Origin of the sequence: Bradyrhizobium sp. SMVTL-02 (assembly GCF_051853005.1) — a bacterium.
In the GTDB taxonomy this organism is placed as follows: Bacteria; Pseudomonadota; Alphaproteobacteria; order Rhizobiales; family Xanthobacteraceae; genus Bradyrhizobium.
In genome coordinates this window covers 273,633-298,688 of sequence record NZ_CP182469.1, presented here as the reverse complement: position 1 = coordinate 298,688, position 25,056 = coordinate 273,633, and the positions used below count along the sequence as shown (strand labels likewise).

Below are 25,056 nucleotides of genomic sequence, written 5' to 3'. Positions count from 1 at the left end.
CGCTTCTATTGAGCATGATCCTCCCCGGAATCCGGTGCCCATTTTTCCGGATCATGCTCGGGGGCCGAAAACGCCAGTCTATTAACAGCCAAATGACACCTTCGCTACTGCGGGAACGGCCGGGCGGGCCTCTACTTCTGCCTATGGTGAGCGAAAATTCGGCCCGGAACGGCCCGTTGTGCCCCCGTCTCCGACCGCTTAAATCAAGCCGGACAGTGAGGTATTCATGCAGGACTCCCAGAACAGCTCGCCGGGCTGGCACGGCACCACGATTTTGACGGTCCGCAAGGGCGGCAAGGTGGTGGTCGGCGGCGACGGCCAGGTCTCGATCGGCCAGACCGTGATCAAGTCCAACGCCAAGAAGGTCCGCAAGCTCGGCAAGGGCGACGTGATCGGCGGCTTCGCCGGCGCCACCGCCGACGCCTTCACGCTGTTCGAGCGGCTGGAGAGCAAGCTCGAGCAATATCCGGGGCAGCTGACCCGGGCGGCGGTGGAGCTTGCCAAGGACTGGCGCACCGACCGTTACCTCAGGCGGCTGGAGGCCATGATGATCGTGGCCGACAAGGACGTCTCCCTGGTTCTGACAGGCACCGGCGACGTGCTCGAGCCCGAGGCCGGCGTGATGGCGATCGGCTCCGGCGGCAACTACGCCCTGGCCGCGGCCCGGGCCCTGCTCGACACCGACAAGGATGCCGAGACCATCGTCCGCCGCTCCCTCGACATCGCCGCCGACATCTGCGTCTACACCAACCGCAATCTGACCATCGAGAGCCTGGCGAGCGGCTAGGGCTTGATGGGAATAGCCTCAACTGGCGCATCGACGGTGGTGCGTTCCCTTCCCCCACAAGGGGGAGGGAACGGAGAGAGCGCTGCTGTCGGCCAAGGTCAATTCGACTCCAACTCGTCACGCCTTAGGCTATGGCGCCCACCTACACCTTCCGCCCCCTACACCTTCCGCCCGATGACCGCAGCCGACCTGCCGCTGATCCGGCGCTGGCTGGGCGAAGCCGATGTGCGGGAATGGTGGGGCGATCCGGACGAGCAGTTCGTGCTGGTGAGCGGCGATCTCGATGAGCCGGCGATGGACCAATTCATCGTCTTGGCCGGCGACAAGCCCTTCGGCTATCTTCAGTGCTATCGCCTGACCGCCTGGAACACGGGCTTCGGGCCGCAACCGGAGGGGACGCGTGGCATCGACCAGTTCATCGGCGAGGGCGACATGATCGCGCGCGGCCATGGCTCGGCGTTCGTCCGACAATTTGTCGATGAAGGTTTTCGGCAGGGTCTGCCGCGGATGGTGACCGATCCCTCTCCGCGCAACGCGCGCGCGATACGCGCATACGAGAAGGCCGGCTTCGTTCGCAACCGCATGGTCGAGACGCCGGACGGGCCGGCGCTGCTGATGGTGCGCGAGTCATGACGCTGGCGCACGCGCAGGAGAGCAAGGTCGCATTTCCGCCGCTCGCCTGGGCCGGCCTCGCGCTGCTGCTGCTGGCGCTGCAGGCCTCGATCTTGTTCGCGATGGGGCGGGTGCCGATCTGCACCTGCGGCTACGTCAAGCTCTGGCATGGCGTCGTGAACAGCTCGGAGAATTCCCAGCACATCGCCGACTGGTACAGTTTCTCGCACGTGCTGCACGGCTTCCTGTTCTACGGGCTGACCTGGCTGCTGTTCGCGCGTCTGCCGTCACTGACTTTGTCCTGGCCGGCCCGGCTGATCATCGCCATGCTGATCGAGGGCGCCTGGGAGATCGTCGAGAACTCGCCCTTGATCATCGAGCGCTACCGCGCCGGCACGATCTCGCTGGACTATTACGGCGACAGCATCGTCAATTCGGTGTCCGACAATCTGGCCATGATGCTCGGGTTCCTCGCCGCGCGCGTGCTGCCGGTATCTGCGACCATCCTGCTCGGCCTTGCCTTCGAGATCATGCTGGCGCTCCACATTCGCGACAATCTGACGCTCAATATCCTGATGCTGATCCATCCGATCGAGGCCGTGAAACAATGGCAATCGGGCCCGCCGATCATCTGACGGCCGAAAAAAGCGGCTTGTCCCGGCCCGCATCTGACCCTAGCTAAGGTGCCATGACAGACTTCTCCCCCCGCGAAATCGTTTCCGAACTCGACCGTTTCATCGTCGGCCAGGGCGACGCCAAGCGCGCCGTCTCGATCGCGCTGCGCAACCGGTGGCGGCGGCAGCAGCTCGAAGGCTCCTTGCGCGAGGAGGTGCTGCCGAAGAACATTCTGATGATCGGCCCCACCGGCGTCGGCAAGACGGAAATCGCGCGCCGCTTGGCCAAGCTCGCGAATGCGCCGTTCCTCAAGGTGGAAGCCACGAAGTTCACCGAGGTCGGCTATGTCGGCCGCGACGTCGAGCAGATCGTGCGCGATCTCGTCGAGGTCGCGATCGCCCAGGTCCGCGAGAAGAAGCGCAAGGACGTGCAGGCGCGGGCCCAGCTCGCCGCCGAGGAGCGCGTGCTCGATGCGCTGGTCGGCGCCAATTCCAGCTCGGCGACGCGGGAATCCTTCCGCAAGAAGCTGCGGGCAGGCGAGCTCAACGACAAGGAAATCGAGATCGAGACGCAATCGTCCGGCGGCGGCATGCCGATGTTCGAGATCCCGGGCATGCCGGGCGCGCAGATGGGCGCGATCTCGATCGGCGACATCTTCGGCAAGCTCGGCGGCCGCAGCAAGACGCGGCGGCTGACGGTGGAAGGCTCGCACGAGATCCTGGTCAACGAGGAATCCGACAAGCTGCTGGACGCCGAGCAGCTCACACTGGAGGCGATCAGCGCGGTCGAGAACAACGGCATCGTGTTCCTCGACGAGATCGACAAGATCTGCGCCCGCGACGGCCGCGTCGGCGGCGACGTCTCGCGCGAGGGCGTGCAGCGCGATCTCCTGCCGCTGATCGAGGGCACCACGGTCTCGACCAAGCATGGCGCGGTCAAGACCGACCACATCCTGTTCATTGCTTCCGGCGCCTTCCATGTCGCCAAGCCGTCCGACCTGCTGCCGGAATTGCAGGGCCGCCTGCCGATCCGCGTCGAGCTGCAGGCGCTGACCCGCGACGACATGCGGCGCATCCTGACCGAGCCCGAGGCCTCCCTGATCAAGCAATATGTCGCGCTGCTGCAGACCGAGGGCGTGACGCTCGACATCACCGACAGCGCCATCGATGCGCTCGCGGACGTCGCGGTGGCCGTGAACTCCACCGTCGAGAACATCGGCGCGCGGCGGCTGCAGACCGTGATGGAGCGGGTGCTGGACGAGATCTCCTTCACCGCCCCCGACCGCAACGGCGAGACCATCAGGGTCGATGCCGATTACGTGCAGAAGCACGTCGGCGACCTCGCCAAGAACGCGGATCTCAGCCGGTTCATTTTGTAATTTTGGACGGTCACGCTATTGATGCGGCGTGACCGTCATCCTGCAAAACCCCTGGCGCCTGCTGCTCGCGATCAACGCCGCAATCATCGCCGGCGTGTTCGTCCACAAGATCCAGCTGCCGCCTTACGTTCCCTACATCCATCTCCTCGTCGACTATCATTTCGGCTTCATCAAGCGCGCGCTGATCGGGGCGATCGTCGCGCTGTTCACCGACAGGGTGCCGGTCTGGCTGGTGTTCGCGCTCGGCGGGGTGACGTGGCTGGTGACCTCAGGGCTCTATGCACAACTGTTTCGGAGGACGTTCGGCTTCACCGCGAAGACGCTGCCGCTGTTCGTCTTCACCGCGGGCTCGCCGTTCTTCCTGAAGAACTTCATGCACACGCTCGGCCATTTCGACATCTATGGCTGCGCGCTCGCGATCGTCCTGCTGCTGATGCCGGCCGGCTCGCTGCTGTTCGTCGCAACGGCGGCCCTGTTCTCGATCGTGCTGGTGCTGATCCACCACATTCATCTCTTGATGTACGTCCCGACCATCGTCACCATCGTGGTGATCAGGCACTACCTCGCTTGCGGCTGCGATCGCGGCAATGTCGCATTCGGCGGGATCGCCCTCGCCCTCGTCTCCGCGCTGTTCTTCGCCGCGCAATTTTTGGGAACGATGCCGATCCCGGAAGCGGAGTTCATCGAATTCCTGAAGACCCGGATGGCCGATCCCTCCCGCACCGACCTCTTGCAGTTCGCCTACATCTGGTACCAGCCGCTGGCGAAGGAGATTGCGGACACCTGGGGCCGGCTGCCGCACAACATTCTCGGCGTGCCCGTGTTCGCGCTGCTGATCTGGCTGCACACGCCGCTGTGGCGCTTCTTCGCCAGCCTGATCGGCGCGCTCGCCAGCGATCTGCACAGGCGGCTCGTGGTCGCGGCACTAACGGGCATCAGCCTCGCCTATCTCGTGATGTTCGCGATGGTGTTCGACTATTCGCGCTGGATCTCGAACTGGGCGGTCTGCATGGTCCTGATCCTGCATGCGGTGAAGATGCTGCCGGCAAAGCAGGAAGCTCCGCTGATTCCGGCGGAGGACCGGAACACCAACATCTTCGGCCTGGTCATCACCCTGATCCCGCGCGTCGGAATCGTCCGGCCGTTTTAGGCGGTGCGCTCCCTTCCGCTTGCGGGAGAGGGTGTGTCCGCGGGAGAGACCCCCGAGAGGAGAGAACCCTCACCCGTCGCTTCGCGCCGACCTCTCCCGCAAGCGGGAGAGGTGTAGAGCCGCTAACCTCTCGCCCGCCTGATCCGCACATACAGCGCGCCCTCGCCGCCATGGCCGATATGGGCGGTCTCGAAGCCGACGACGAAGGCGCGGAATTCCGGCAGGCTCAGCCATTCCGGCACCTGGCGGCGGAGCACGCCGCTTTCGCCGCCGCTGCGGCCCTTGCCGGTGATGACCAGCACGAAGGTCAGGCCGTCGTGATGGGCGCGGTGCAGGAAGCCGGTCAGCGCGTGATGGGCGCGCGTCTGGGTCATGCCGTGCAGGTCGAGACGCGCCTCGATCTCGCTGCGCCCGCGCGACAGTTTGGTGCGCTCGCGCTTGCCGAGCGGCGCCAAGGGCGGGACCTGCGGTTTCGCGGCGCGCGGCGCGGGTGGAGCGGCAACCGGCCTTGCCGGTGATGAAGGCCGGATCGGCTGGGCCACGGGCGAAGACCCGGCGGGCGGCGCAGCATGCGCCTTGGCCAGGCGATGCTTTCTGAGCGGCTTGACCTGCTTTGCGACCGTATCCCACAGCGCGCGCTCTTCCTCGCTCAGGGCACGGCGGCGCGGCGAGGGACGGGACTCCAGCACGGGCGGACGGGACGATCGCTTCATTGCTGCCGATGGGAACGATTCTTCACGGGCCGCCGCGGCTCGGGGACAGGCTCGATCGCGGGGCGCGGCACCGGTAGCGGGACAGGGCCGGCGACGGCAACCGTTTCGTTCCTGCCTTGCGCAACGGCGGCAGCAGGCGTGCCCGTCTTGGCCGGATTAGTTTGCGGAAACAGTTTTGCGATCTTCTCCGAGGGACGCGGATCCGGTACCGGCAGTCTTGCGGCGCGTAGGGAGGGATCGAGGCTCTTCGGCACCAGCATGACAAAGTGCATGGGATGACGCAGCCGTCCCGAGACGCGGCCGGCCTCCTGCCCGGCACCGAAATAGAGATCCGCGCGGGCAGGTCCGATGATGGCCGAGCCGGTGTCCTGCGCGATCATCAGGCGGTGAAACGGCGTCTTCGAGCGTTCCGAGTCGATCGGCAGCTCGCCCTCGATGAAGAACGGCGTGCCGTAGACATGCAGCGACTTGTCGACCGCGATCGAGCGTCCCGCGGTCAGCGGAATGCCTTGCGCGCCCACCGCCTCGTCCTTGTCGGAGAGGTTGACCTCGCGGAAGAAGATGTAGGCGCGGTTCTGGCGGCGCAGCTCCTTGGCGCCATCAGGATTCTGCGCCATCCACTCCCTGATCTTCTGCATCGACATCTCCTCTTTCGGAATGATGCCGCGCTCGATCAGGATGCGTCCCACCGCCGTGTAGGGATAGCCGTTATAGGCGTCGTAATTGAGCCGGAGCGTCGTGCCGTCCTCGAACTTGATCCGCGCCGAGCCCTGGATCTGCGCGAACAACAGATCGGTCGGATCCTTCAGCCAGGCGATCTCGAGTCCGCGCCCGGCGATCTTGCCATCCTCGATCTCGCCGCGGTCGTAATAGGGCACCAGCTTGCGGCGGCCGATCTTGCGGTAGACGGGGCCCTTGTTGGGCAGGCTGACGGAATCCTGCTTGTAGCCGCGCACGAACAGGTTCGAAGGCCGCCGATAGACCGGGACATTGAAGACGTCGGTCTGCGTCCGCGATCCCTCCAGCACCGGCTCGTAATAGCCGGTGACGAAACCATCGGGCTCCCCCAAGCGGGAGATGCGCAACGGCGCAAAATTATCCTCGAAGAAGGTTTTTGCTTTGGCGTCGTCGCTGAGCTCGAGCGATTTGGCGACGCGACAAGGCTCGCCAAGCGAAGCCCCCAGCGCTTTCGGCTCGGGCGCGCCGTTCTGGGCATTGATCGACTTGCAGCTGGCGCGAAACGTCTTGTAGGCGGCGAGATGATCGTCGTCGCCCCAGCCTTTCACGTCGGCCCAGGCCAGCGGCAGATATTGCGCGCCTGAGATCTCGAACGGCAGCGGCAGCTGCGGATAGGGCAAGGCCCGCGGCGGAGCGGCTGCCAATTGCGGGGGATGGTGATGGTGGCTGCGATAGTGGCGCCGCGCCGCCTCGGCGCCGAGCGAAAACGTCGACAGCACGACGACACCCGCGCAGAACGCCGTCGCGCTGTTCTTGAGGAAGAGTTTAATTCGCGCTTCCGGTGCCAACCAGCTTCCAGTTTGGATCGCGAGAGGTGGTGTCGCGGGCGAAAGTCCAGATATCGGTGATGTCGGCAACCGTGTCGGCGCTGCCGTCGACGATGTTGCCGGCCTTGTCGCGGGTTGCCGAGATCATCTGCGACACGAAGCGCACGGTGAGCTGCGCGGTGCGGTCGCGCAACTCGGCACCAACGAGCTCAGCCTTGTCGATCGAGACGAAGCGCGTCTCGGTCTTCTGCTCGTTCTTCTCGCGCTCCTTGATCGCGGCGTCGAAGCTTTCATAGACCTCCGACGACAAGAGGTCGCGCAGCGCGCGGCGATCACCATTGGCAAAGGCCAGCACGATCATCTCATAGGCACCGCGGGCGCCCGAGATGAAGTGGCGCGGATCGAAGGTGGGGTCCTTTTCGGCGATGGCATCGAGACCCCGGGCGAGTGCGGTGCCAGGTTCAGTCAGGCCCTTCCACCGGTCGCTGGGCACGACCGGCTCGGCCGTCGGCGCCAGCGGAGCCTGGTCGATCACCTTGCCCGGCATGGTCACGACGTTCTTGTCCTGGGCACCCCCCAGCGCATTGCGGGCGGCGGTGTGATCGAACGGCGGCCGTTCGTTGCCCGTGCGCTGTCCCAGCACGCTGCGCAGCCTCAGAAAGATGAAGACCGCCAGCGCCAGGAAGATGATGGTGTAGATATCCACGTCGTATTCGCTTTCTGGTCTTTGCTCTGGGTCTTCGCTTCGGATCGTCGCCGGAGAAAATCAATCCGGCCAGTAGACCGTTCCATACGGGAACGGCAAGTCTACATCACCATTTTAGGTCCCTGCGTCTGGTCCGTGGGATGTAGGCACGAAATCTTGCCCGGCCAATGGCGCCTTTTGGCACAGCGGCGAGTGTAGCGCGTTTTATGCTTAAGGGGAAACCCGATCCTGGGCGGAAATCGCGTATCTTCAATCGTTTAAGGCGCGACTTCGCCGAAAGCCCGCCCTGGACGCCATAGTTCCGGGCACGGTCTGGATTCTCCATCCGGGACCGTTCGTCCTTGTGGAACGAGGCGGCCCTATGTTAGCCAACCGCCGCGAAATTCAGCCCCAATCGGGTTAAGGAGACACTTCTATGACCAACGGTAACGGCACCCCTCCCGAGGCGGCTCAGGCTCCCCAGCTCAACGTTCTGGCGCAATATACCAAGGACCTGTCATTCGAAAATCCGAACGCGCCGAGCTCGCTCCAGCAGCAGGGCCAGCCACCCCAGATCAACATCCAGATCAATGTCGGCGCCAATAACCTCAGCGAGCAGGAGTTCGAGGTGACGCTGACGGTCGAAGGCAAGGCCGAGACCGCGGGCAAGGTGATGTTCTCGTTCGAGCTCGCCTATGCCGGCGTGTTCCGGATCGTCAACGTGCCGAAGGAAAACCTGCATCCGCTGGTCATGATCGAATGCCCGCGGCTCCTGTTCCCGTTCGCCCGTGAGATCATCGCAACCGCCGTGCGCGACGGCGGGTTCCCGCCCCTGATGCTGGACCCGGTGGATTTCGTCGGTCTCTATCGCCAGAACATGGAGCGGCAGATGGCCGCCCAGGGTGGCCAGACCGGCCAGGCCTAAGCGAAGGGTTAACCAGCCGGAGGGGCGACTGGAGCGGCGAGATATTCGTTCCAGATCGCCTTTTCGCCCATCGTTGCGATGAAGGCCCGGTGGGCCTCCCGCTCGGCATCCGAAACCCGCGGCGCGAGCGGCACCAGGCGCTGCCGCCGCGGCACATCGCCGGCGGTGCTGACGCGAATTTCTTCGGCATCCGACGCCAGCAGCAGCTGCGACTGCCGTGCCCCGACCAGATCGACATAGACTTCCGCAAGCAGTTCTGCGTCGAGCAGCGCACCGTGCTTGGTGCGGTGTGAATTGTCGATCGAATAGCGCGAGCAGAGATCGTCGAGACGGTTCGACACGCCCGGATGCTTGCGGCGCGCCAGCAGCAACGTATCGACCAGCCGCTCGCGCGGGATCGCCGCGCGCTTGATCCTGTCGAGCTCGGCATTGATGAAGCTGATGTCGAACGAGGCGTTGTGGATCACAAGCGGCGCATCGCCGATGAACTCCAGAAACGCATCGACGACCTCGTGGAACAGCGGCTTGGTCGACAGGAATTCGGCCGACAACCCGTGCACGGCGAAGGCTTCCGCCGGCATGTCCCGCTCAGGATTGATATAGACGTGATACGTCTGTCCGGTCGGCATGCGGTTGAATATCTCGACGCAGCCGATTTCGACCAGGCGATCACCGCGGAGCGGATCGAGGCCGGTGGTTTCGGTGTCGAGAACGATTTCGCGCATATTTCGGGATGCCGTGCAAGAAGCCGTGAAAGTCGGCGAATCAGGCTCGCCGCTGCGGCATCTTAACGACCTCGGCCAGGATGTGCTTGATTTGGGCGCGCACCGGCTCGAGTCCGTGTGAGGTATCCACCACGAAATCGGCCCGCTTGCGCTTCTCGGCATCCGGCGTCTGCTTGGCGATGATGGCGTCGACCTTGGCCTCGTCCATCGTGCCGCGCGCCAGCACCCGTTCGCGCTGCAGTTCCGGCGAGGTCGAGACGACAACGACCGCATCGACCCGCTTCTCGCCGCCGGTCTCGAACAGCAGCGGGATGTCCAGCACCACGACCGGCGCGTTGGCGGCCTCGGCGTCGGCAAAGAATTTCTGCCGGGAAGCACCGAGCATCGGATGGACGATCTGTTCGAGCTGCTTGATCGCCGCGGGATCGTGCACCACGCGCGCCGACAGCTTTGACCGGTTGACCTTGCCGTTCACGGTGGTGCCGGGGAAGGCGGCCTCGATCGCCGGCGCGGCTTCACCCTCGTAGAGCTGATGCACGGCGGCGTCGGCGTCATAGACGGGCACGCCAGCCTCCGCGAACAGCCTTGCGGTGGTGGATTTGCCCATCCCGATCGAGCCGGTCAGTCCCAGGATCCGCATCAGCGCCCAGCCTTCTCTCGCATCTACACCGCAATTAGCTGTTCATTCCGCAGGAACGCAAGCAGCGGCAGCAGCGGCAGGCCGAGAATGGTGAAATGGTCGCCCTCGATGCGCTCGAACAGATGAATGCCGAGACCCTCGAGCTGATAGGCCCCGACGCTTCTGGTCACGGCATCGCCGGCGGCGTCGAGATAAGCCGAAAGCTCCGCCTCAGTCATTGGCCGCATGGTCATGCGCGCCACCGAGACATCCTCGAAAACGATCTTGCCGTCCCGCGCCACGGCTAAGGCGGAATTCAGCTCGTGGCTGTTGCCGGCGAGATCGCGCAGTTGCGCCAGCGCCTGTGCGCGGCCGGTCGGCTTGTTGAAGAGACGGCTGCCGAGCGCCAGCGTCTGGTCGGCGCCGATCACATAATTCCCGGGACGACCAGTGGAGACCGCCTTGGCCTTTTCGCGGGCCAGCATCAGAGCGATCTCGCGCGGATCGCCGAGATTGGAGCTCGCCTGGATGCCGCGCTCGTCGATGTCGGCCGTGACGGCCTCGAATGCGAGCCCCGCATTGGCCAGCAGCATTTTGCGCGCGCTGCTTTGCGAGGCCAGGATCAACGAAGATGTGCCGCGCCACAGTGCCATCGCGACAACTATTCCGAGGGCCGGTTGCGCTGGCGATCGCTGTAGAGCTTCATGATCGCCGCGGCGGTTTCCTCGATCGATCGCCGCGTGACGTCGAGCAGCGGCCAATCGTGCTTGGCGCTGAGCTTGCGCGCGAACGCGACCTCCTCGGTGACCGACTGCTTGTCGGTATAGGTGTCGCTGCCGGATTCGGCGCCCATGGAGAGCAGGCGGTTCTGGCGAATCTGGATCAGCCGTTCCGGCGTCGCATGCAGGCTCACCACCAGCGGACGCGTCAGCGTCTCGAGCTGCGCCGGCACGGGAATGCCGGGCACCAGCGGCACGTTGGCGGTGCGGATGCCGCGATTGGCGAGATAGATCGATGTCGGCGTCTTCGAGGTGCGGGACACGCCGACCAGAACCACGTCGGCGTCGTCGAGACCTTCGACATGCTGACCGTCGTCATGGATCATCGTGTAGTTCAGTGCGTCGATGCGCTTGAAATATTCCGCATTGAGCACGTGCTGGGCGCCGACGCGACCCGTGGTCGCAGCGCCGAGATAGGCTTCGAACAACTGCATCACCGGCCCGATGATCGACAGGCTCGGAACATTGATCTGCTTGCACTTGTCCTCGAGCCTGGCGACCAGATCCTTCTCGAGCAGCGTGAACAGCACGATCCCCGGCGCTTCCTCGATCTCGTCGAGCACGCGGTCGAGCTGCTTCTGGCTCCGCACCAGCGGATAGACATGCTCGACCGGCGTCACGTTCGCATATTGCGCGGCGACCGCGCGCGCGACGGTGATCAGCGTCTCGCCGGTGGAGTCGGACACCAGGTGTAGATGGAAATAATTGTTCGAGGTCGGCACAAAAACTCTTTGGATGAGGGCGGGGCGGTTTGTGGATTTCTGTGGAGCTTAACCGCTCGGAAAGGGATGTGCGACACCAGCGATGGGACAAGTGCCAATTTTCTTCACACCGCTGCCCGTCAGAACAAGTCCGCCGCCTCTCCAAGCGGGAAGCGGGATTGCGGATATAACCCCCTTGATAAGCTGCCGACAGGCGCAAGCAAGTCTTTGAGTCCGGACGACTTATCGGAACCGGCCGAACCAGCTCAGGATATGTTGATGGATGTGAACAAGCGCGCGTGAAGTCGCGGACGGATTTTCGTGAGTCCAATCCACGGTCACTCAGACTCAAACCTTTAAGAATCTAAGATTCTAGATTTGAGGAAGGCGCTACGGACGGATATGTGTGCAGGGCAAGACCTTAACGGGTTCTTACTATCCCCAGCTCCTTTCGCTGGGCATCAATCCGGACCCTCGAAAATGTTCGAAGACGTCTATCTCTGGATCAAGGCGCTGCATGTGATCGCCGTCATGTCCTGGATGGCCGGCATGCTCTATCTGCCGCGGCTGTTCGTCTATCATTGCGAGGCCGAGATCGGCTCGAAGCAGTCGGAGACGTTCAAGGTCATGGAGCGGCGGCTGTTTAAGGCGATCATTAACCCCGCCATGATCGTCACCTGGCTCGCCGGGCTGTTTCTCGCCTGGTCCGGCCACTGGTTCACGTTCGGCTGGCTGCACGTAAAACTGGCATTGGTCCTGGTGCTGTCCGCGGTCCACGGCTTTTTTTCGCGCTGGCTCAAGGATTTCGCCGCCGACCGGCGTCCGCGAAGTCAGAAATTCTATCGGATTATCAATGAGGTGCCGACCGTTTTGATGATTCTCATCGTCATCATGGTGATCGTGAAGCCGTTCTAGGCAGGCCACGCGCGGAATCGCTCAGCGCTTCGGCTTGCGGAGAAGGAAGCGATTTTCTATAGTATCGATATCCCACCCAACGCAGGCGGATGTGGTTGTGTCTGAGCTTTCCAGAGGCCGGACACCGCATCAGGTTTGAAGCCTCACCGGCACTCTCCTTGCCAGACCTGCGGACCTTATCTTCTCACGTCCGCATTTCAGAGCCTCCTCGCACCCCTCCAAGGTTACCCTACAGGACCACCCCAATGCGGGAAATTAAACTCCAGGACCTCAAGTCGAAGACCCCGGCCGAGCTCGTCTCGTTCGCGGAAGAGAACGGGGTCGAGAATGCCAGCACCATGCGCAAGCAGGAGCTGCTGTTCGCCATCCTCAAGCAGCTGTCGCTGGCCGAGACCGACATCGTCGGCGAAGGCGTCGTCGAGGTGCTCTCCGATGGTTTCGGCTTCCTCCGCTCGCCCGATGCCAATTATCTGCCGGGCCCGGACGATATCTACGTTTCGCCCTCGCAGATCCGCCGTTTCGGCCTGCGCACCGGTGACACCATCGAAGGCCACATCCGCAGCCCGAAAGAGGGCGAGCGCTACTTTGCGCTGCTGAAGGTCAACACACTCAATTTCGAGGACCCGGAAAAGGCCAAGCACAAGGTCAATTTCGACAACCTCACGCCGCTGTTTCCGAACCAGCGTTTCCGCATGGAGATCGACGATCCGACGCGGAAGGACCTGTCTGCACGCGTGATCGACATCGTGGCTCCGATCGGCAAGGGCCAGCGTGCGCTGATCGTTGCGCCGCCGCGTACGGGTAAGACCGTGCTGATGCAGAACATCGCGCACTCGATCACGCACAATCATCCCGAATGCTACCTGATCGTGCTCTTGATCGACGAGCGTCCGGAAGAAGTCACGGACATGCAGCGCTCGGTGAAAGGCGAGGTCGTGTCCTCGACCTTCGACGAGCCGGCGGTGCGTCACGTCCAGGTCGCCGAGATGGTGATCGAGAAGGCCAAGCGCCTGGTCGAGCATGGCCGCGACGTCGTGATCCTGCTCGATTCGATCACCCGCCTCGGCCGCGCCTACAACACCGTGGTGCCGTCATCCGGCAAGGTGCTGACCGGCGGTGTCGACGCCAACGCGCTGCAGCGCCCGAAGCGCTTCTTCGGTGCCGCCCGCAACATCGAGGAGGGCGGCTCGCTGACCATCATCGCGACCGCACTGGTCGATACCGGCAGCCGCATGGACGAAGTCATCTTCGAAGAGTTCAAGGGCACCGGTAACTCGGAGCTGATCCTCGACCGCAAGGTCTCGGACAAGCGCACCTTCCCGGCGATCGACATCTCGCGCTCCGGCACCCGCAAGGAGGAGCTCATCACCGATCCGCAGGTGCTCAAGAAGATGTACGTGCTCCGCCGCATCCTCAATCCGATGGGCACGATGGACGCGATCGACTTCCTGCTCGACAAGCTGCGCTCGACCAAGAGCAATTCGGAGTTCTTCGACTCCATGAACACCTGAATGAACACCTGAGCGCAGTGCAGCAAAGAATCAGAGGGCGCCTTCGGGCGCCCTTTTTTATTTTGCGGCTTTGCTGCAGCGAGCTCGAGCATCGGATGCTGGCGGCGCCTTATCGAGACCCCCATTAATTTATTGATATATAGGACTAAAACTTGAATCCGTTTGGCCAAGCTCCTCCTGGAAGAAGCATTTCTGCTGCGAAAATGCTGCGGACATATTGCGGTGCAATAGAGAGATTCCGGCGATATCTGATGCACCAAAACTCTGCCTTCGGCGGAGCTGAAAACCGGTATTTGCCTTTTCACTGGCAGCCGGACAAATAGGCCATGCATCCGCGAGACCAGACCATTTTTGCGCTGTCATCCGGCCGGCCGCCCAGCGCGATCGCCGTGGTGCGCGTCTCTGGCTCGCAAGCCGGCCTGGCGCTGACGACGCTCGCGGGCCGGCTGCCGGCGCCGCGGCAGGCCAGCCGCCGGCTGCTCCGGGACGGGGCCGGCCAGGCGATCGATGACGCGGTCGTGCTCTGGTTTCCCGGGCCGGGCAGCGCGACCGGCGAAGACATCGCCGAATTTCACGTCCATGGCGGACGCGCGGTGCTGGCGGCTGTCCTAGTCGCAATTTCAGATATTCCGAATTCCCGCGCGGCCGAGCCTGGCGAGTTCACCCGGCGCGCCTTCGAGAACGGCAAGCTCGACCTCACCGAGGCCGAGGGCCTCGACGATCTCGTCCACGCTGACACCGACCGGCAGCGCCGCCAGGCGCTACGCCAGTTGCAGGGCCTGCTCGGCGACCGCGCGCGTGACTGGCGTGAGCGCATCATCGAGGCGTCCGCGCTGATCGAGGCCGGCATCGATTTTTCCGATGAAGGCGACGTGCCGGCGGAGCTGAGGGCGCCGGCGGTGAAAGCGATCCAGGCGCTGCACGCTGAAATCACAAAAGTACTTGCGGCACAGGGACATTCGGAACGCCTGCGCGACGGTATCGTGGTTGCGATCGCCGGCGAGCCGAACGTCGGCAAGTCGACGCTGATGAATCAGCTCGCGCGCCGCGACGTCGCGATCGTCTCGCCACATGCCGGGACAACGCGCGATGTGATCGAGGTGCAGCTCGATCTGGATGGCTATCCGGTCACGGTCATCGACACCGCCGGCATTCGCGAAACCGAGGATCCGGTCGAGCAGGAAGGCGTGCGCCGCGCACGCGCGCGAGCCGAGGACGCGGACCTTGTGCTGTGGCTGGTGGAGGGCGGTCGAGCGATCGATCCGGAGGCGATGCGGTCGCTGAGGAAATCCGAAGACGATCGATCCAATGGCGCGGTCTGGGTCGTGCACAACAAGATCGATATCGGCGGGGCCGGAGGTGCCGAGCCGGCAGGCGAGTTCGCAATCTCGGCCAGCCGTGGCGACGGCATTCCCGAGCTGGTCGATGCCTTGGTAAAATTTGCCGCCAACTTCTTCGGGAGAACCGAGGGCGCCTTGGTGACCCGGGTCCGCCAGCGCGATCTGTTGCGCGAAGCCTCGGATAGCTTGCGCCGGAGTCTCGACCTTGTAGAACAGGGCGAAGAGCTGGCCGCTGAAGAACTGCGTGCCGCCGCCTATGCCCTGGGTCGGCTATTGGGCCGGGTGGACGTCGAGGACGTCCTTGGGGCGATCTTCCAGAAATTCTGCATCGGAAAGTAGAGCTAGTTCTTGGTTGTAGAAATAGTCCTTGTTCCACTCCTTTTGTTTGACGTGAAACGCCCACAGGCGATTTCGGCTCTGTATACCTTGGAAGCGTTCCTCGGGGTTCTCGCCGCGCCGGGAGTATCGTTCGCTTCGCCAACGAGAGAGGTTGCTTCTGTTTCACGTCAAACAGCGGGCGGCGCTGTCAGCAGCCTCCGTGGTTTCGCTTGAGGGGGTGTCTCTTTCTGTGAGCGGTGAGGGGTGAGGGCCGGCCGCCGCGCTCCGTCATTGCGAGGAGGCCTTGCGACGAAGCAATCCAGGCCGCCTCCGCGGAGCGAGCTTGGATTGCTCCGCTGCGCTCGCAATGACGGAGTGTGACGAGACCGTCTCGCCTCTGATTGGCACCTCGGCAACGGGCCGAGCAGGACGCGTCCATGCCCTCACGAGGGAAGCGTCGATCTTGTTTCACGTGAAACAGCAATCGGCTCAACCGCGCCTCTACGGTGCATGGGGTTGTTTTCGTCGGAAACCTTTGCCCTGGGCCGCCCCTGTTTCACGTGAAACACTGCTCCAACCAGTTTCCACTTCCGGCTTTTTCCGCTCTGGGATAGAAGTCCGCCGATGCAAACAGAGCGAGAGAGCTTCGACGTCATCGTGATTGGCGGCGGCCACGCCGGCTGTGAGGCCGCGGCTGCCGCTGCCCGGATAGGCGCAACCACCGCTCTGGTGACCCACCGCTTCTCCACGATCGGCGCGATGTCCTGCAATCCCGCCATCGGCGGTCTTGGCAAGGGTCATCTGGTCCGCGAGGTGGACGCCCTCGATGGCCTGATGGGCCGTGCCGGGGATGCCGGCGGCATCCAGTTTCGCGTCCTCAATCGCCGGAAGGGGCCCGCAGTGCGGGGTCCGCGCGCCCAGGCGGACCGGAAGCTGTATGCGGCGGCGATGCAGGCCGCGATCCTGGAGACCGAGGGCCTTTCCGTCATCGAGGGCGAAGCCGACGAGCTGATCCTGGTCGAGGGACGGGTCACCGGACTGCGTCTGGCCGACGGCCGGGAGCTTCGGGCAGGGGCCGTCGTCGTCACCACCGGCACCTTCCTGCGCGGTCTGATCCATCTCGGTGAGAAGAATTGGCCCGCCGGCCGGGTCGGAGAGGCGCCTGCGATCGGCCTTTCCAGCTCCTTCGAGCGGGCCGGCTTCGTGCTCGGGCGGCTGAAGACCGGGACGCCGCCGCGTCTGGACGGCACCACGATCGACTGGTCGGCGGTGGAAATGCAGCCCGGCGACGAGCCGCCGGAGCCGTTCTCGGTGATGACCGAGCGGATCACGACCCCGCAGATTCAGTGCGGGATTACCCGGACCACGCCGGCGACCCATGAGGTGATCCGGGCCAATGTCCATCGCTCCCCGATGTACTCCGGCCAGATCAAGAGCTCCGGTCCGCGCTACTGCCCCTCGATCGAGGACAAGATCGTCCGCTTTGGCGACCGCGACGGCCACCAGATCTTCCTGGAGCCGGAAGGGCTCGATGACAGCACCGTCTATCCCAACGGCATCTCCACCTCGCTGCCGGAGGAGGTCCAGCTCGCGATCCTCGCCAGCATTCCCGGCCTGGAGCGGGTGAAGATGGTCCGGCCGGGCTATGCCATCGAATACGACCATATCGACCCCCGCGAGCTCGATCCGACCCTGCAGACCAAGCGCCTGCGCGGTCTGTTCCTGGCCGGGCAGATCAACGGCACCACCGGATACGAGGAAGCCGCCGGGCAGGGCATCGTGGCCGGCCTGAACGCGGCGCTGTCCGCCAGCGGTGCCGCTCTGACGGTGTTTGACCGGGCCGATGGCTATCTCGGCGTCATGATCGATGACCTCGTCACCCGCGGGATCACCGAGCCCTATCGGATGTTCACCTCACGAGCCGAGTACCGGCTGACGCTGCGGGCCGACAATGCCGATCAGCGTCTGACGGAGAAAGGCATCGCACTTGGATGCGTCGGCAGTGCCCGGACCCGGCATCACCGCGCCAAGATGGACGCCCTGAACGCCGCCCGGATGTTGTCGAAGTCGCTCACCATCACACCGAACGAAGCGATCAGGCACGGGCTGTCCCTGAACCGGGATGGCCAGCGTCGCTCGGCCTTTGAGCTGATGGCCTATCCGGAGATCGGCTGGAGCCAGGTCCGCGCGATCTGGCCGGAGCTCTCCAGCATCGATCCCGTCATTGCCACCCATCTTGAGATCGACGCCAAGTACGATGTCTATCTGGAGCGCCAGAGCGCCGACGTCGAAGCCTTCCGGCGCGACGAGGGGATGGTGCTGGCGGAGGTCGACTACCAGCTGGTCCCCGGTCTCTCCAACGAGGTCCGCGCCAAGCTGGAGAAGGCGCGGCCGTTCACGGTGGGCCAGGCCGCCCGCATCGATGGCATGACGCCGGCGGCGCTCGGCATCCTCGCGGCCTATCTTCGCCGCGAGGCACGGAAGACTTCCAAGGCAATCGCATAAGCCAATTGGATAGGCGTTTCACGTGAAACAGCGCGGACCGGGCGGGGACAGGCCGCTATCGCGACGACCGGGAGCAGGCGAGGGCGTGGGTCGTCCATCCGAACCGACGCCGGCCAAACCCAGGATCGGCAAGGCCAGCGCCAACGATCAGTCGCTCGATTCAATCATCGCCGTGGACAAGATCGCGGCGCTCAAGCTCGCGCCCGTTTCACGTGAAACCGAGGACCGCCTCGATCGCTACATTGTGCTGCTGCGGGAGTGGCAGGCCAAGACCAATCTCGTCGCACCCTCGACCCTGCCGAAGCTCTGGAGCCGGCACGTCGCCGATTCGCTCCAGCTCGTCGACCTCGCGCCATCGGCAAAGCGCTGGGCCGACCTCGGCAGCGGCGGCGGCTTTCCCGGCGTCGTGCTCGCCTGCGCCATGGCCGGGACGCCGGGCGCCAGCGTCCACCTCGTCGAGCGAATCGCCAAGAAGGCCGCCTTTTTGCGCGAAGCTGTCCGCGTCACCGCATCTCCGGGAGTCGTACATCTCGCCGAGATCGGGGATAATGTGGATAGAATCACCGGCCCCGTCGATTGCGTCACTGCGCGTGCGCTGGCTCCGCTACATCAACTCATCGGCTTTGCGGAGCCGTTGATGCGCCAAGGCGCAAAGGCGCTATTTCCGAAGGGTCAAGATGTAGAGGCTGAATTGACCGAAGCCGCTAAATATTGGAATATTCAGCCCGAGCTCCACCATAGCCGCACGGGCGACGGCTGGATCGTGGAGTTGAATGCCGCCGAACGGCGCGGGTGAGACGTTCAGGGGGAGTGGGGAATTTCGATGAGCGTGATGGACGAGCCGCAGCAAGACCAGACCGACCAAGAGAAGGCTGAGGTTCCGCACGGTCATCCGCGCATCCTCGCCCTGGCGAATCAGAAAGGCGGCGTGGGAAAAACAACCACAGCGATCAACCTCGGCACGGCGCTCGCGGCGATCGGCGAGCGCGTCCTGATCGTCGATCTCGATCCGCAGGGCAATGCGTCGACCGGCCTCGGCATCGACCGCCGCAACCGCTCCTGCTCGACCTACGACGTGCTCGTCGGCGAAGCGGCCTTGCGCGAGGCGGTGGTCTCGACCGCGGTGCCGCGGCTGCACATCGCGCCGTCGACCATGGATCTCTCCGGCCTCGAGCTCGAGCTCGGCACCACGCCCGGGCGCGCCTTCAAGCTGCGCGACGCGATCGGCGCGCTCAACAACAACGTCTCGCCGGATGCCGACTACACCTATGTGCTGATCGACTGCCCACCGTCGCTCAACCTGCTCACCGTGAACGCGATGGCCGCTTCCGATGCGATCCTGGTGCCGTTGCAGTGCGAGTTCTTCGCCCTCGAAGGCCTGTCGCAATTGCTGCAGACGGTGGAGCAGGTGCGTTCGACGCTCAATCCGAACCTGTCGATCCACGGCATCGTGCTGACCATGTTCGACTCGCGCAACAACCTCTCCAACCAGGTTGTCGCCGACGTCCGCCAGTTCATGGGCGAGAAGGTCTACAAGACCATGATCCCGCGCAACGTGCGCATCTCCGAAGCGCCGTCCTACGGCAAGCCGGTGCTGGTCTACGATCTCAAATGTGTCGGCAGCGAAGCTTACTTGCGGCTCGCCACCGAAGTGATCCAGCGCGAGCGCGAGCTGCGCACGACGCATTGAAGATGCCGCAGGGTGAGCAAAGGCGTCTTTGCAGTGCCCACCGTCTTCCGCACATAAAGAACCGGTGGGCACGCTTTGCCCACCCTACGATAATTCAGTTCTGGAGTGCTGCACCGTGAATCCAAGGGAGCTGGCGATGGCCGACGAAGCGCGTTCGCGATTGGGCCGGGGTCTTGCAAGTCTGATCGGTGACGTCGGCGGCGAAGCCCAGCATGTCGATCGTCCGCGCGCGCAGCGCAAGGTGCCGATCGAATTCATCAAGGCCAATCCCCGCAACCCGCGCCGCACGTTTTCGGACACCGAGCTCAAGGAGCTCTCTGACTCCATCAAGCAGCATGGCGTGATCCAGCCGATCGTGGTGCGTCCGGTGAAGGGCGCGCAGGATCGCTACGAAATCATCGCCGGCGAGCGGCGCTGGCGCGCCTCGCAGATGGCCGGCCTGCACGAGGTGCCGATCGTCCCGGTCGACATCAGCGACAGCGATGCGCTCGAGTTTGCGATCGTCGAGAACGTGCAGCGCGAGGACCTCAACCCGATGGAGGAGGCGCAGGGCTATCACGCGCTCGCCAACGAGTTCAAACGCAGCCAGGACGACATCGCGAAAGTCGTCGGCAAGAGCCGCAGCCACGTCGCCAACATGATGCGGCTGACGAAGCTGCCGGCCGAGGTGCAGGCCCTCATCGCGACCGGTGAATTGACGGCCGGTCACGCCCGCGCGCTGATCGGCGTGCCCGATCCGCTCAGTGCGGCCAAGCGCATCGTCGAGGAGGGCCTCAACGTCCGTCAGGCCGAGGCGCTCGCGCATGAAGAGGGCGTGCCTGAGCGCAAGCCCCAGAAGGCGCGCAGCACCGGGGGCAAGGAAAAGGACCCCGACACGATCGATCTCGAAAAGCGCGTCAGCGACGCGCTCGGCCTCAAGGTCACCGTCAATCACCGCGACCCCGGCGGCTCCGTGCAGATCAACTACCGCAACCTCGATCAGCTCGACGAGGTGATGAAGCGGCTCGCCAAGGGCGGGATTTAGGCTCACCTCGGTGTCGTCAGGGCCTGGTGCGCAATTGCGCACGGCGGCCAGGCCGACGGCTGAGGGCGTGGCGCGCATCTACGTCGACCCCGTCATTGCGAGCGCAGCGAAGCAATCCAGAGTCCCTTCGCGGAAAGATTCTGGACTGCTTCGCTGCGCTCGCAATGACGATTGAGAGAGTTGCGCTCGCAACGACGTGGAGCGAGCGGCGCCTATGCTAGCCCCGCCGCTTCGCATTCGCCGCGATCGCCATCAGCGTGCGCTGGGCGATGGCGGCGGCTAGCGTCGATTGCTTGCGGGTGTCGAGCGCGGCGGTTGCGAGCTGCTCGATCACGGCGGCGAGCCGTGCCACATTGAAATTGCGCAGCGCGGTTTCGACCATCGGCTTTCGTGAAAAGTGCAGCCGCGGATAACCGCCGTCGAGCACGGTGGAGGCAGGCTGGCCGTCGGCGATCGCGAGCGCGGATTTGTGCAGCCACGCGGCCTGGCGCTGCGCGGCCGAGATGATCACGCCGGGATAGGTGCCGGCGATCATGGCTTTTGCAAATTCGGTCTCGACGATGTCGGGTCGACCGGCGAAGGCGCCGTCCACGATCGGATCGAGCTTCAGCTCGGATGCATCCGCGACCACCGACATCACGTCATCGAGCGTGATCTCGCCCTTGCCATGGGCGTACAGCGTGAGCTTGCGCAGCTCGTTGCGCGACGCCTGGCGGTCGCCGCCGAGGAACGACATCAGCGCCGCGCGGGCATCCTGCGCGATGCGCAGGTTCGCGATGCGGAGCTCGTCGTCCATCAGCTTGGCGAGGTCGCGCTCGGTGTCGGGATAACAGCCGATCGCGACCGCCGTCTTGGCCTTCTCGCAGGCCTTGCGCAGCGGCGATTCCGGGCGCAACTCGCCGGCCTCGATCACGATGCGGCAGTCCTTCACGCTCATCTCGGCCAGCGTGTCGATGCCGGCGGCAAAGCTGCGCGAGCCGGCACGGATACGGATGGCGCGGCGGCCGCCGAACAGCGGCACCGTCATGGCTTCGTCGACGAGGCGTGACGGCTCGGCGGAGAGCTCGTCGCCGTCGAGCTTCACCAGCGAGAAGGGATCATTGGGATCGTCGACCGCCGAGGCAATCAGCGCGTCGGCGCGTTCGCGCACGAGTCCGGCATCGGGACCGTAGAGCAGGATGATCGGCCGGCCCGCATCGGGGCGGGCGAGGAAGGCGTCGATCTCTTTTCCGCGCAGCGCGACCATCGGCCTAGATCGTCATTCCGGAGCGCCTCGTCAGAGGCGAACTACGGTGCGCAATTGCGCACCTGAGAATCCGGAGATTGGGCATCGAGATTCCGGGTTCATGCTTCGCAGGCCCCGGAACGACGGGAATGAACTACGTGCCCGCGGTGAAGAACGCGGCGAGCCGGGTGTTGATGTTCTCTGCGATTTCGTTGGCGGCACGATCCTCTGCATCGCGAACGGCACGATTGCGCGAGAAGCGCTGGTAGGAGCCGGGCATGTCGTAGGACACGCGCGAGAACGTGGTGCCGGTCATGACCGACCTGCCGCTGACGATCTCGACCAGATTGTACTGGCAGTCGATGCCGTAATTCTCGGTGCTCGGCAGACCCGTGTTGGGATCGACGATCAGGGACGAGCGGCTGGAGGTGAAGCGGATGTCCAGGCGGTGGGTCGGCGGCATGCCCGTGGCGCTGCCGTACAGCTTGAAGGCCAGGGCGTTGCGGACCTCGACGCCGACACGGGCCTCGCGGGAGGCGTTGGGCTTGTTGATTGGCGGCAACTCGACGCCCATCAGCTTCTCGCGCAGGCCGGGGGTGCCGTCGCCGCGCTCGGCATACATCGGCTGGAAGCAGCCAGCCGTCAGCGCCGCCAGTGCGGCGACTGCCAGAAGGCGGGCTGTGATGCGGATCCTAGCCGACAACATTCACGATCCTCTTGGGGACGATGATCACCTTGCGGACGGGCCTGCCGTCCAGGGCCAGCTTTACCGCATCGAGAGCCAAAACGGCAGCCTCGATTTCCGGATTCTGGGCCGCTGTTGCAACTGTGACCTCACCCCGCTTCTTGCCGTTGACCTGAACCACCAGGGTCACGCTGTCTTCAACCAACAAATCGCGTTCGATTTGCGGCCAATTGGCCTCCGAAACCAGCCCCTTTTGGCCCAGAACCTGCCAGCACTCCTCGGCCAGGTGCGGCATCATCGGGGAGAACAGCTGGATCAGGATCTGGCTGGCCTCCCGGATCGCCCAGGCCAAATCTGGAGCGAGGTCAGGGGCCGGCTGGCCGGGACGCTGGAGCACCTCTGAGAAGGCATTCGTGAATTCGCGGATATGGGCGAGGCAGACGTTGAAGTGCAGCCGCTCGATCCCGGTGGTGACCTTGTCCAGCGTGCCATGGGCGGCCTTGCGCAGGGCGGTCGCATCCGGGCCGAAGCTGGCGGGCCGGGCTGCCGGCGCGGCCTTGCCGAGCTCGACGGCGTCGTTCACCAGCCGCCACAGCCGCTGCACGAAGCGCGAGGCGCCCTGGACGCGCTCGTCGCTCCAGATCACGTCGCGGTCGGGCGGGGAGTCCGACAGCATGAACCAGCGGGCGACGTCGGCGCCGTAGGTCTCGATGATGTCGTCGGGGTCGACGGTGTTCTTCTTCGACTTCGACATCTTCTCGATCGGGCCGATCGTGATGTCTTCGCCCGACGCGAGCAGCGTCGCGCGGCGGCCGTTGCCGCCAACCTCGATCTTCACCTCGGCCGGCTGCACATAGGTGCCGTCGGCCGTCTGATAGGTCTCGTGCACAACCATGCCCTGCGTGAACAGGCCGGCGAACGGCTCGTCCAGCGCGATATGCCCGGTCGCCTTCATCGCGCGGGTGAAGAAGCGGCTGTAGAGCAGATGCAGGATCGCGTGCTCGACGCCGCCGATATACTGGTCGACCGGCAGCATCCGGTTGGCCACCTCGGGCGTCGTCGGCGAATTCTCGTTCCAGGGATCGGTGAAGCGCGCGAAGTACCAGGACGAATCGACGAAGGTGTCCATGGTGTCGGTTTCGCGCTGGGCCTTGCCGCCGCATTGCGGGCAGGTGACGTGCTTCCAGGTCGGATGATGGTCGAGCGCGTTGCCTGGCTTGTCGAAGGTCGCATCGTCCGGCAGCTTCACCGGAAGATCAGCAGCAGGTACCGGGACCACGTCGCACTTCGGGCAATGGATCACCGGGATCGGGCAGCCCCAATAGCGCTGGCGCGAAATGCCCCAGTCGCGCAGGCGGAAATTCACCTGCCGCTCGCCGACCGGCGCGTTGCCGCGCAGCTCGCTCTCCAGACGCTTCGCCACCTCTTCCTTGGCCTGATCGATGGTCATGCCGTCGAGGAAGCGGGAATTGATCATGCGGCCCTCACCGTCATAGGCGGTGTCGGTGATGACGAACGATTTCGGATCCTGGCCCTCGGGACAAACGACCGGCGTATTGCCAAGGCCGTATTTGTTGACGAAGTCGAGGTCGCGCTGGTCGTGCGCGGGGCAGCCGAAGATCGCGCCGGTGCCGTATTCCATCAGCACGAAGTTGGCGACATAGACCGGCAGCTTCCAGCTCGGGTCGAACGGATGCACTGCGCGGATGCCGGTGTCAAAACCCTGCTTCTCCGCGGTGTCGATGAGCGACTGCGCCGTGCCGATCTTCTTGATGTCGGCGATGAACTCCGCGAGCTCCGGGTTCTTGGCGCTAGCTGCCTGCGCCAGCGGATGATCCGCCGAGATCGCCATGAATTTTGCGCCGAACAGCGTGTCCGGGCGCGTCGTGAAGATTTTCAGCTCGCTTTCGCCAGCCGGCGTCGTCGCCGGATCCAGCGCGAACCGGATCAAGAGGCCCTCGGAGCGGCCGATCCAGTTGCGCTGCATGAGGCGCACCTTGTCGGGCCAGCGGTCGAGACCATCCAGCGCGGACAGCAGCTCCTGCGAGTATTTCGTGATCTTGAACACCCACTGGCTCATCTCGCGCTGTTCGACGATCGCACCGGAGCGCCAGCCGCGGCCGTCGATCACCTGCTCGTTGGCGAGCACGGTCATGTCGACCGGATCCCAGTTGAGCTTGCGCTTCTCGCGCTCGGCGAGGCCGGCGGCGAGCATGTCCAGGAACATCTTCTGCTGATGCTTGTAGTAGCTGGGATCGCAGGTCGCGAATTCGCGGCTCCAGTCCAGCGACAGCCCGATCGAGCGGAGCTGCTTCTTCATCGCGGCGATGTTGTCGTAGGTCCACGCCTTGGGCGCGACCTTGCGCTCGATGGCGGCGTTCTCGGCCGGCAGGCCAAAGGCGTCCCAGCCCATCGGGTGCAGCACGTTGAACCCCTTGGCGCGCATGAAGCGGGCCAGCACGTCGCCGAGCGTATAATTCCGGACGTGGCCGATATGGATGCGCCCGGACGGGTAGGGGAACATCTCGAGCACATAGTATTTCGGCCGCGGATCGTCGTTCTTCGAGACGAAGATCGCCTGCTGGTCCCAGGCAGCCTGCCAGCGCGGTTCGGAATCCCGGGCGTTGTAGCGTTCGGAGGTCATGGAAT

Annotated in this window: 23 protein-coding genes; 13 read left to right on the top strand and 10 right to left on the bottom strand. The window is 64.3% G+C overall.

The genetic code is table 11. The features are described from left to right. Positions 1 to 226: 226 nt before the first annotated feature. From hslV to ACNJYB_RS01355, 5 genes are all read left to right on the top strand, one after another. Positions 227 to 787, top strand: a complete 561-nt coding sequence (hslV, locus tag ACNJYB_RS01375) for an ATP-dependent protease subunit HslV (protein WP_018646043.1) — start codon at positions 227 to 229, stop codon at positions 785 to 787. A gap of 174 nt (positions 788 to 961) precedes the next feature. Continuing rightward, complete coding sequence (locus ACNJYB_RS01370) at positions 962 to 1,420, top strand: GNAT family N-acetyltransferase (protein ID WP_439372361.1); 459 nt, start codon at positions 962 to 964, stop codon at positions 1,418 to 1,420. Then, complete coding sequence (locus ACNJYB_RS01365) at positions 1,417 to 2,034, top strand: DUF2585 domain-containing protein (protein WP_439372360.1); 618 nt, start codon at positions 1,417 to 1,419, stop codon at positions 2,032 to 2,034. The genes ACNJYB_RS01370 and ACNJYB_RS01365 overlap by 4 nt, the downstream gene beginning before the upstream one ends. 53 nt (positions 2,035 to 2,087) lie before the next feature. Further along, positions 2,088 to 3,392: an ATP-dependent protease ATPase subunit HslU gene (gene hslU / locus ACNJYB_RS01360; protein WP_439372359.1), complete on the top strand. Its 1,305-nt coding sequence runs from the start codon at positions 2,088 to 2,090 to the stop codon at positions 3,390 to 3,392. Positions 3,393 to 3,420: 28 nt separating this feature from the next. Beyond that, complete coding sequence (locus ACNJYB_RS01355; RefSeq protein WP_439372358.1) at positions 3,421 to 4,542, top strand: hypothetical protein; 1,122 nt, start codon at positions 3,421 to 3,423, stop codon at positions 4,540 to 4,542. 122 nt (positions 4,543 to 4,664) lie between these two features. Here the strand turns inward: ACNJYB_RS01355 and ACNJYB_RS01350 are convergent, their stop codons facing one another. Genes ACNJYB_RS01350 through ACNJYB_RS01340 form a run of 3 tightly spaced genes read right to left on the bottom strand, consistent with a single transcriptional unit; the run spans position 4,665 to position 7,466 of the window. Beyond that, positions 4,665 to 5,255, bottom strand: coding sequence for a Smr/MutS family protein (locus ACNJYB_RS01350; protein ID WP_439372357.1), 591 nt, complete (start codon positions 5,253 to 5,255; stop codon positions 4,665 to 4,667). Then, the gene (gene mltA, locus ACNJYB_RS01345) at positions 5,252 to 6,781 is read right to left on the bottom strand and encodes a murein transglycosylase A (protein ID WP_439372356.1); all 1,530 of its coding nucleotides are present in this window, start codon (positions 6,779 to 6,781) and stop codon (positions 5,252 to 5,254) included. The genes ACNJYB_RS01350 and mltA overlap by 4 nt, the downstream gene beginning before the upstream one ends. Continuing rightward, positions 6,759 to 7,466 (bottom strand): Tim44/TimA family putative adaptor protein, encoded by a 708-nt coding sequence (locus tag ACNJYB_RS01340; protein WP_439372355.1) that lies wholly within the window; start codon positions 7,464 to 7,466, stop codon positions 6,759 to 6,761. The genes mltA and ACNJYB_RS01340 overlap by 23 nt, the downstream gene beginning before the upstream one ends. A 415-nt stretch (positions 7,467 to 7,881) precedes the next feature. Between ACNJYB_RS01340 and secB the strand changes: the two genes are divergently transcribed. Next, positions 7,882 to 8,370, top strand: coding sequence for a protein-export chaperone SecB (gene secB / locus ACNJYB_RS01335; protein ID WP_018646030.1), 489 nt, complete (start codon positions 7,882 to 7,884; stop codon positions 8,368 to 8,370). An 8-nt stretch (positions 8,371 to 8,378) separates the two neighbouring features. On the opposite strand, the gene dnaQ is transcribed toward secB, so the two are convergent. The 4 genes from dnaQ to ACNJYB_RS01315 are packed head-to-tail and all read right to left on the bottom strand — an operon-like array spanning position 8,379 to position 11,215. Continuing rightward, a complete protein-coding gene (dnaQ, locus tag ACNJYB_RS01330) occupies positions 8,379 to 9,095 on the bottom strand; it encodes a DNA polymerase III subunit epsilon (protein ID WP_439372354.1) in 717 nt (238 codons plus the stop codon). A 40-nt stretch (positions 9,096 to 9,135) separates the two neighbouring features. Continuing rightward, positions 9,136 to 9,735 carry a dephospho-CoA kinase gene (gene coaE, locus ACNJYB_RS01325; RefSeq protein ID WP_439372353.1) on the bottom strand — a complete coding sequence of 200 codons (600 nt, stop codon included), beginning with the start codon at positions 9,733 to 9,735 and terminating at the stop codon, positions 9,136 to 9,138. A 23-nt stretch (positions 9,736 to 9,758) separates the two neighbouring features. Beyond that, a complete protein-coding gene (locus ACNJYB_RS01320) occupies positions 9,759 to 10,367 on the bottom strand; it encodes a Maf family nucleotide pyrophosphatase (protein WP_439372352.1) in 609 nt (202 codons plus the stop codon). Between the two features lie 8 nt (positions 10,368 to 10,375). Next, entirely contained in the window at positions 10,376 to 11,215 is an 840-nt protein-coding gene (locus ACNJYB_RS01315; protein WP_130364019.1) for a pyruvate, water dikinase regulatory protein, read from the bottom strand. 459 nt (positions 11,216 to 11,674) lie between these two features. Between ACNJYB_RS01315 and hemJ the strand changes: the two genes are divergently transcribed. The 7 genes from hemJ (at position 11,675) to ACNJYB_RS01280 (ending at position 20,497) form a co-directional block, all read left to right on the top strand. After that, on the top strand, positions 11,675 to 12,109 hold the full coding sequence (gene hemJ, locus ACNJYB_RS01310) for a protoporphyrinogen oxidase HemJ (RefSeq protein WP_439372351.1): 435 nt from the start codon (positions 11,675 to 11,677) through the stop codon (positions 12,107 to 12,109). Positions 12,110 to 12,354: 245 nt separating this feature from the next. Further along, positions 12,355 to 13,620 (top strand): transcription termination factor Rho, encoded by a 1,266-nt coding sequence (rho, locus tag ACNJYB_RS01305; protein WP_011083462.1) that lies wholly within the window; start codon positions 12,355 to 12,357, stop codon positions 13,618 to 13,620. 326 nt (positions 13,621 to 13,946) lie between these two features. Next, positions 13,947 to 15,299 carry a tRNA uridine-5-carboxymethylaminomethyl(34) synthesis GTPase MnmE gene (gene mnmE, locus ACNJYB_RS01300; protein WP_439372350.1) on the top strand — a complete coding sequence of 451 codons (1,353 nt, stop codon included), beginning with the start codon at positions 13,947 to 13,949 and terminating at the stop codon, positions 15,297 to 15,299. A 603-nt stretch (positions 15,300 to 15,902) separates the two neighbouring features. Beyond that, positions 15,903 to 17,783, top strand: a complete 1,881-nt coding sequence (gene mnmG / locus ACNJYB_RS01295; RefSeq protein WP_439372349.1) for a tRNA uridine-5-carboxymethylaminomethyl(34) synthesis enzyme MnmG — start codon at positions 15,903 to 15,905, stop codon at positions 17,781 to 17,783. Between the two features lie 22 nt (positions 17,784 to 17,805). Continuing rightward, positions 17,806 to 18,579 (top strand): 16S rRNA (guanine(527)-N(7))-methyltransferase RsmG, encoded by a 774-nt coding sequence (gene rsmG / locus ACNJYB_RS01290; protein WP_439372348.1) that lies wholly within the window; start codon positions 17,806 to 17,808, stop codon positions 18,577 to 18,579. Between the two features lie 27 nt (positions 18,580 to 18,606). Continuing rightward, complete coding sequence (locus ACNJYB_RS01285) at positions 18,607 to 19,473, top strand: ParA family protein (protein WP_439372347.1); 867 nt, start codon at positions 18,607 to 18,609, stop codon at positions 19,471 to 19,473. A gap of 136 nt (positions 19,474 to 19,609) precedes the next feature. Further along, on the top strand, positions 19,610 to 20,497 hold the full coding sequence (locus ACNJYB_RS01280) for a ParB/RepB/Spo0J family partition protein (protein WP_439372346.1): 888 nt from the start codon (positions 19,610 to 19,612) through the stop codon (positions 20,495 to 20,497). 217 nt (positions 20,498 to 20,714) lie between these two features. Here ACNJYB_RS01280 and holA read toward each other — a convergent pair whose 3' ends face one another. The 3 genes from holA to leuS form a co-directional block, all read right to left on the bottom strand. Next, positions 20,715 to 21,743 (bottom strand): DNA polymerase III subunit delta, encoded by a 1,029-nt coding sequence (gene holA / locus ACNJYB_RS01275; RefSeq protein WP_439372345.1) that lies wholly within the window; start codon positions 21,741 to 21,743, stop codon positions 20,715 to 20,717. 133 nt (positions 21,744 to 21,876) lie between these two features. After that, a complete protein-coding gene (lptE, locus tag ACNJYB_RS01270) occupies positions 21,877 to 22,428 on the bottom strand; it encodes an LPS assembly lipoprotein LptE (protein ID WP_439372344.1) in 552 nt (183 codons plus the stop codon). Further along, the gene (gene leuS / locus ACNJYB_RS01265) at positions 22,415 to 25,051 is read right to left on the bottom strand and encodes a leucine--tRNA ligase (protein ID WP_439372343.1); all 2,637 of its coding nucleotides are present in this window, start codon (positions 25,049 to 25,051) and stop codon (positions 22,415 to 22,417) included. The genes lptE and leuS overlap by 14 nt, the downstream gene beginning before the upstream one ends. Positions 25,052 to 25,056: the final 5 nt, after the last annotated feature.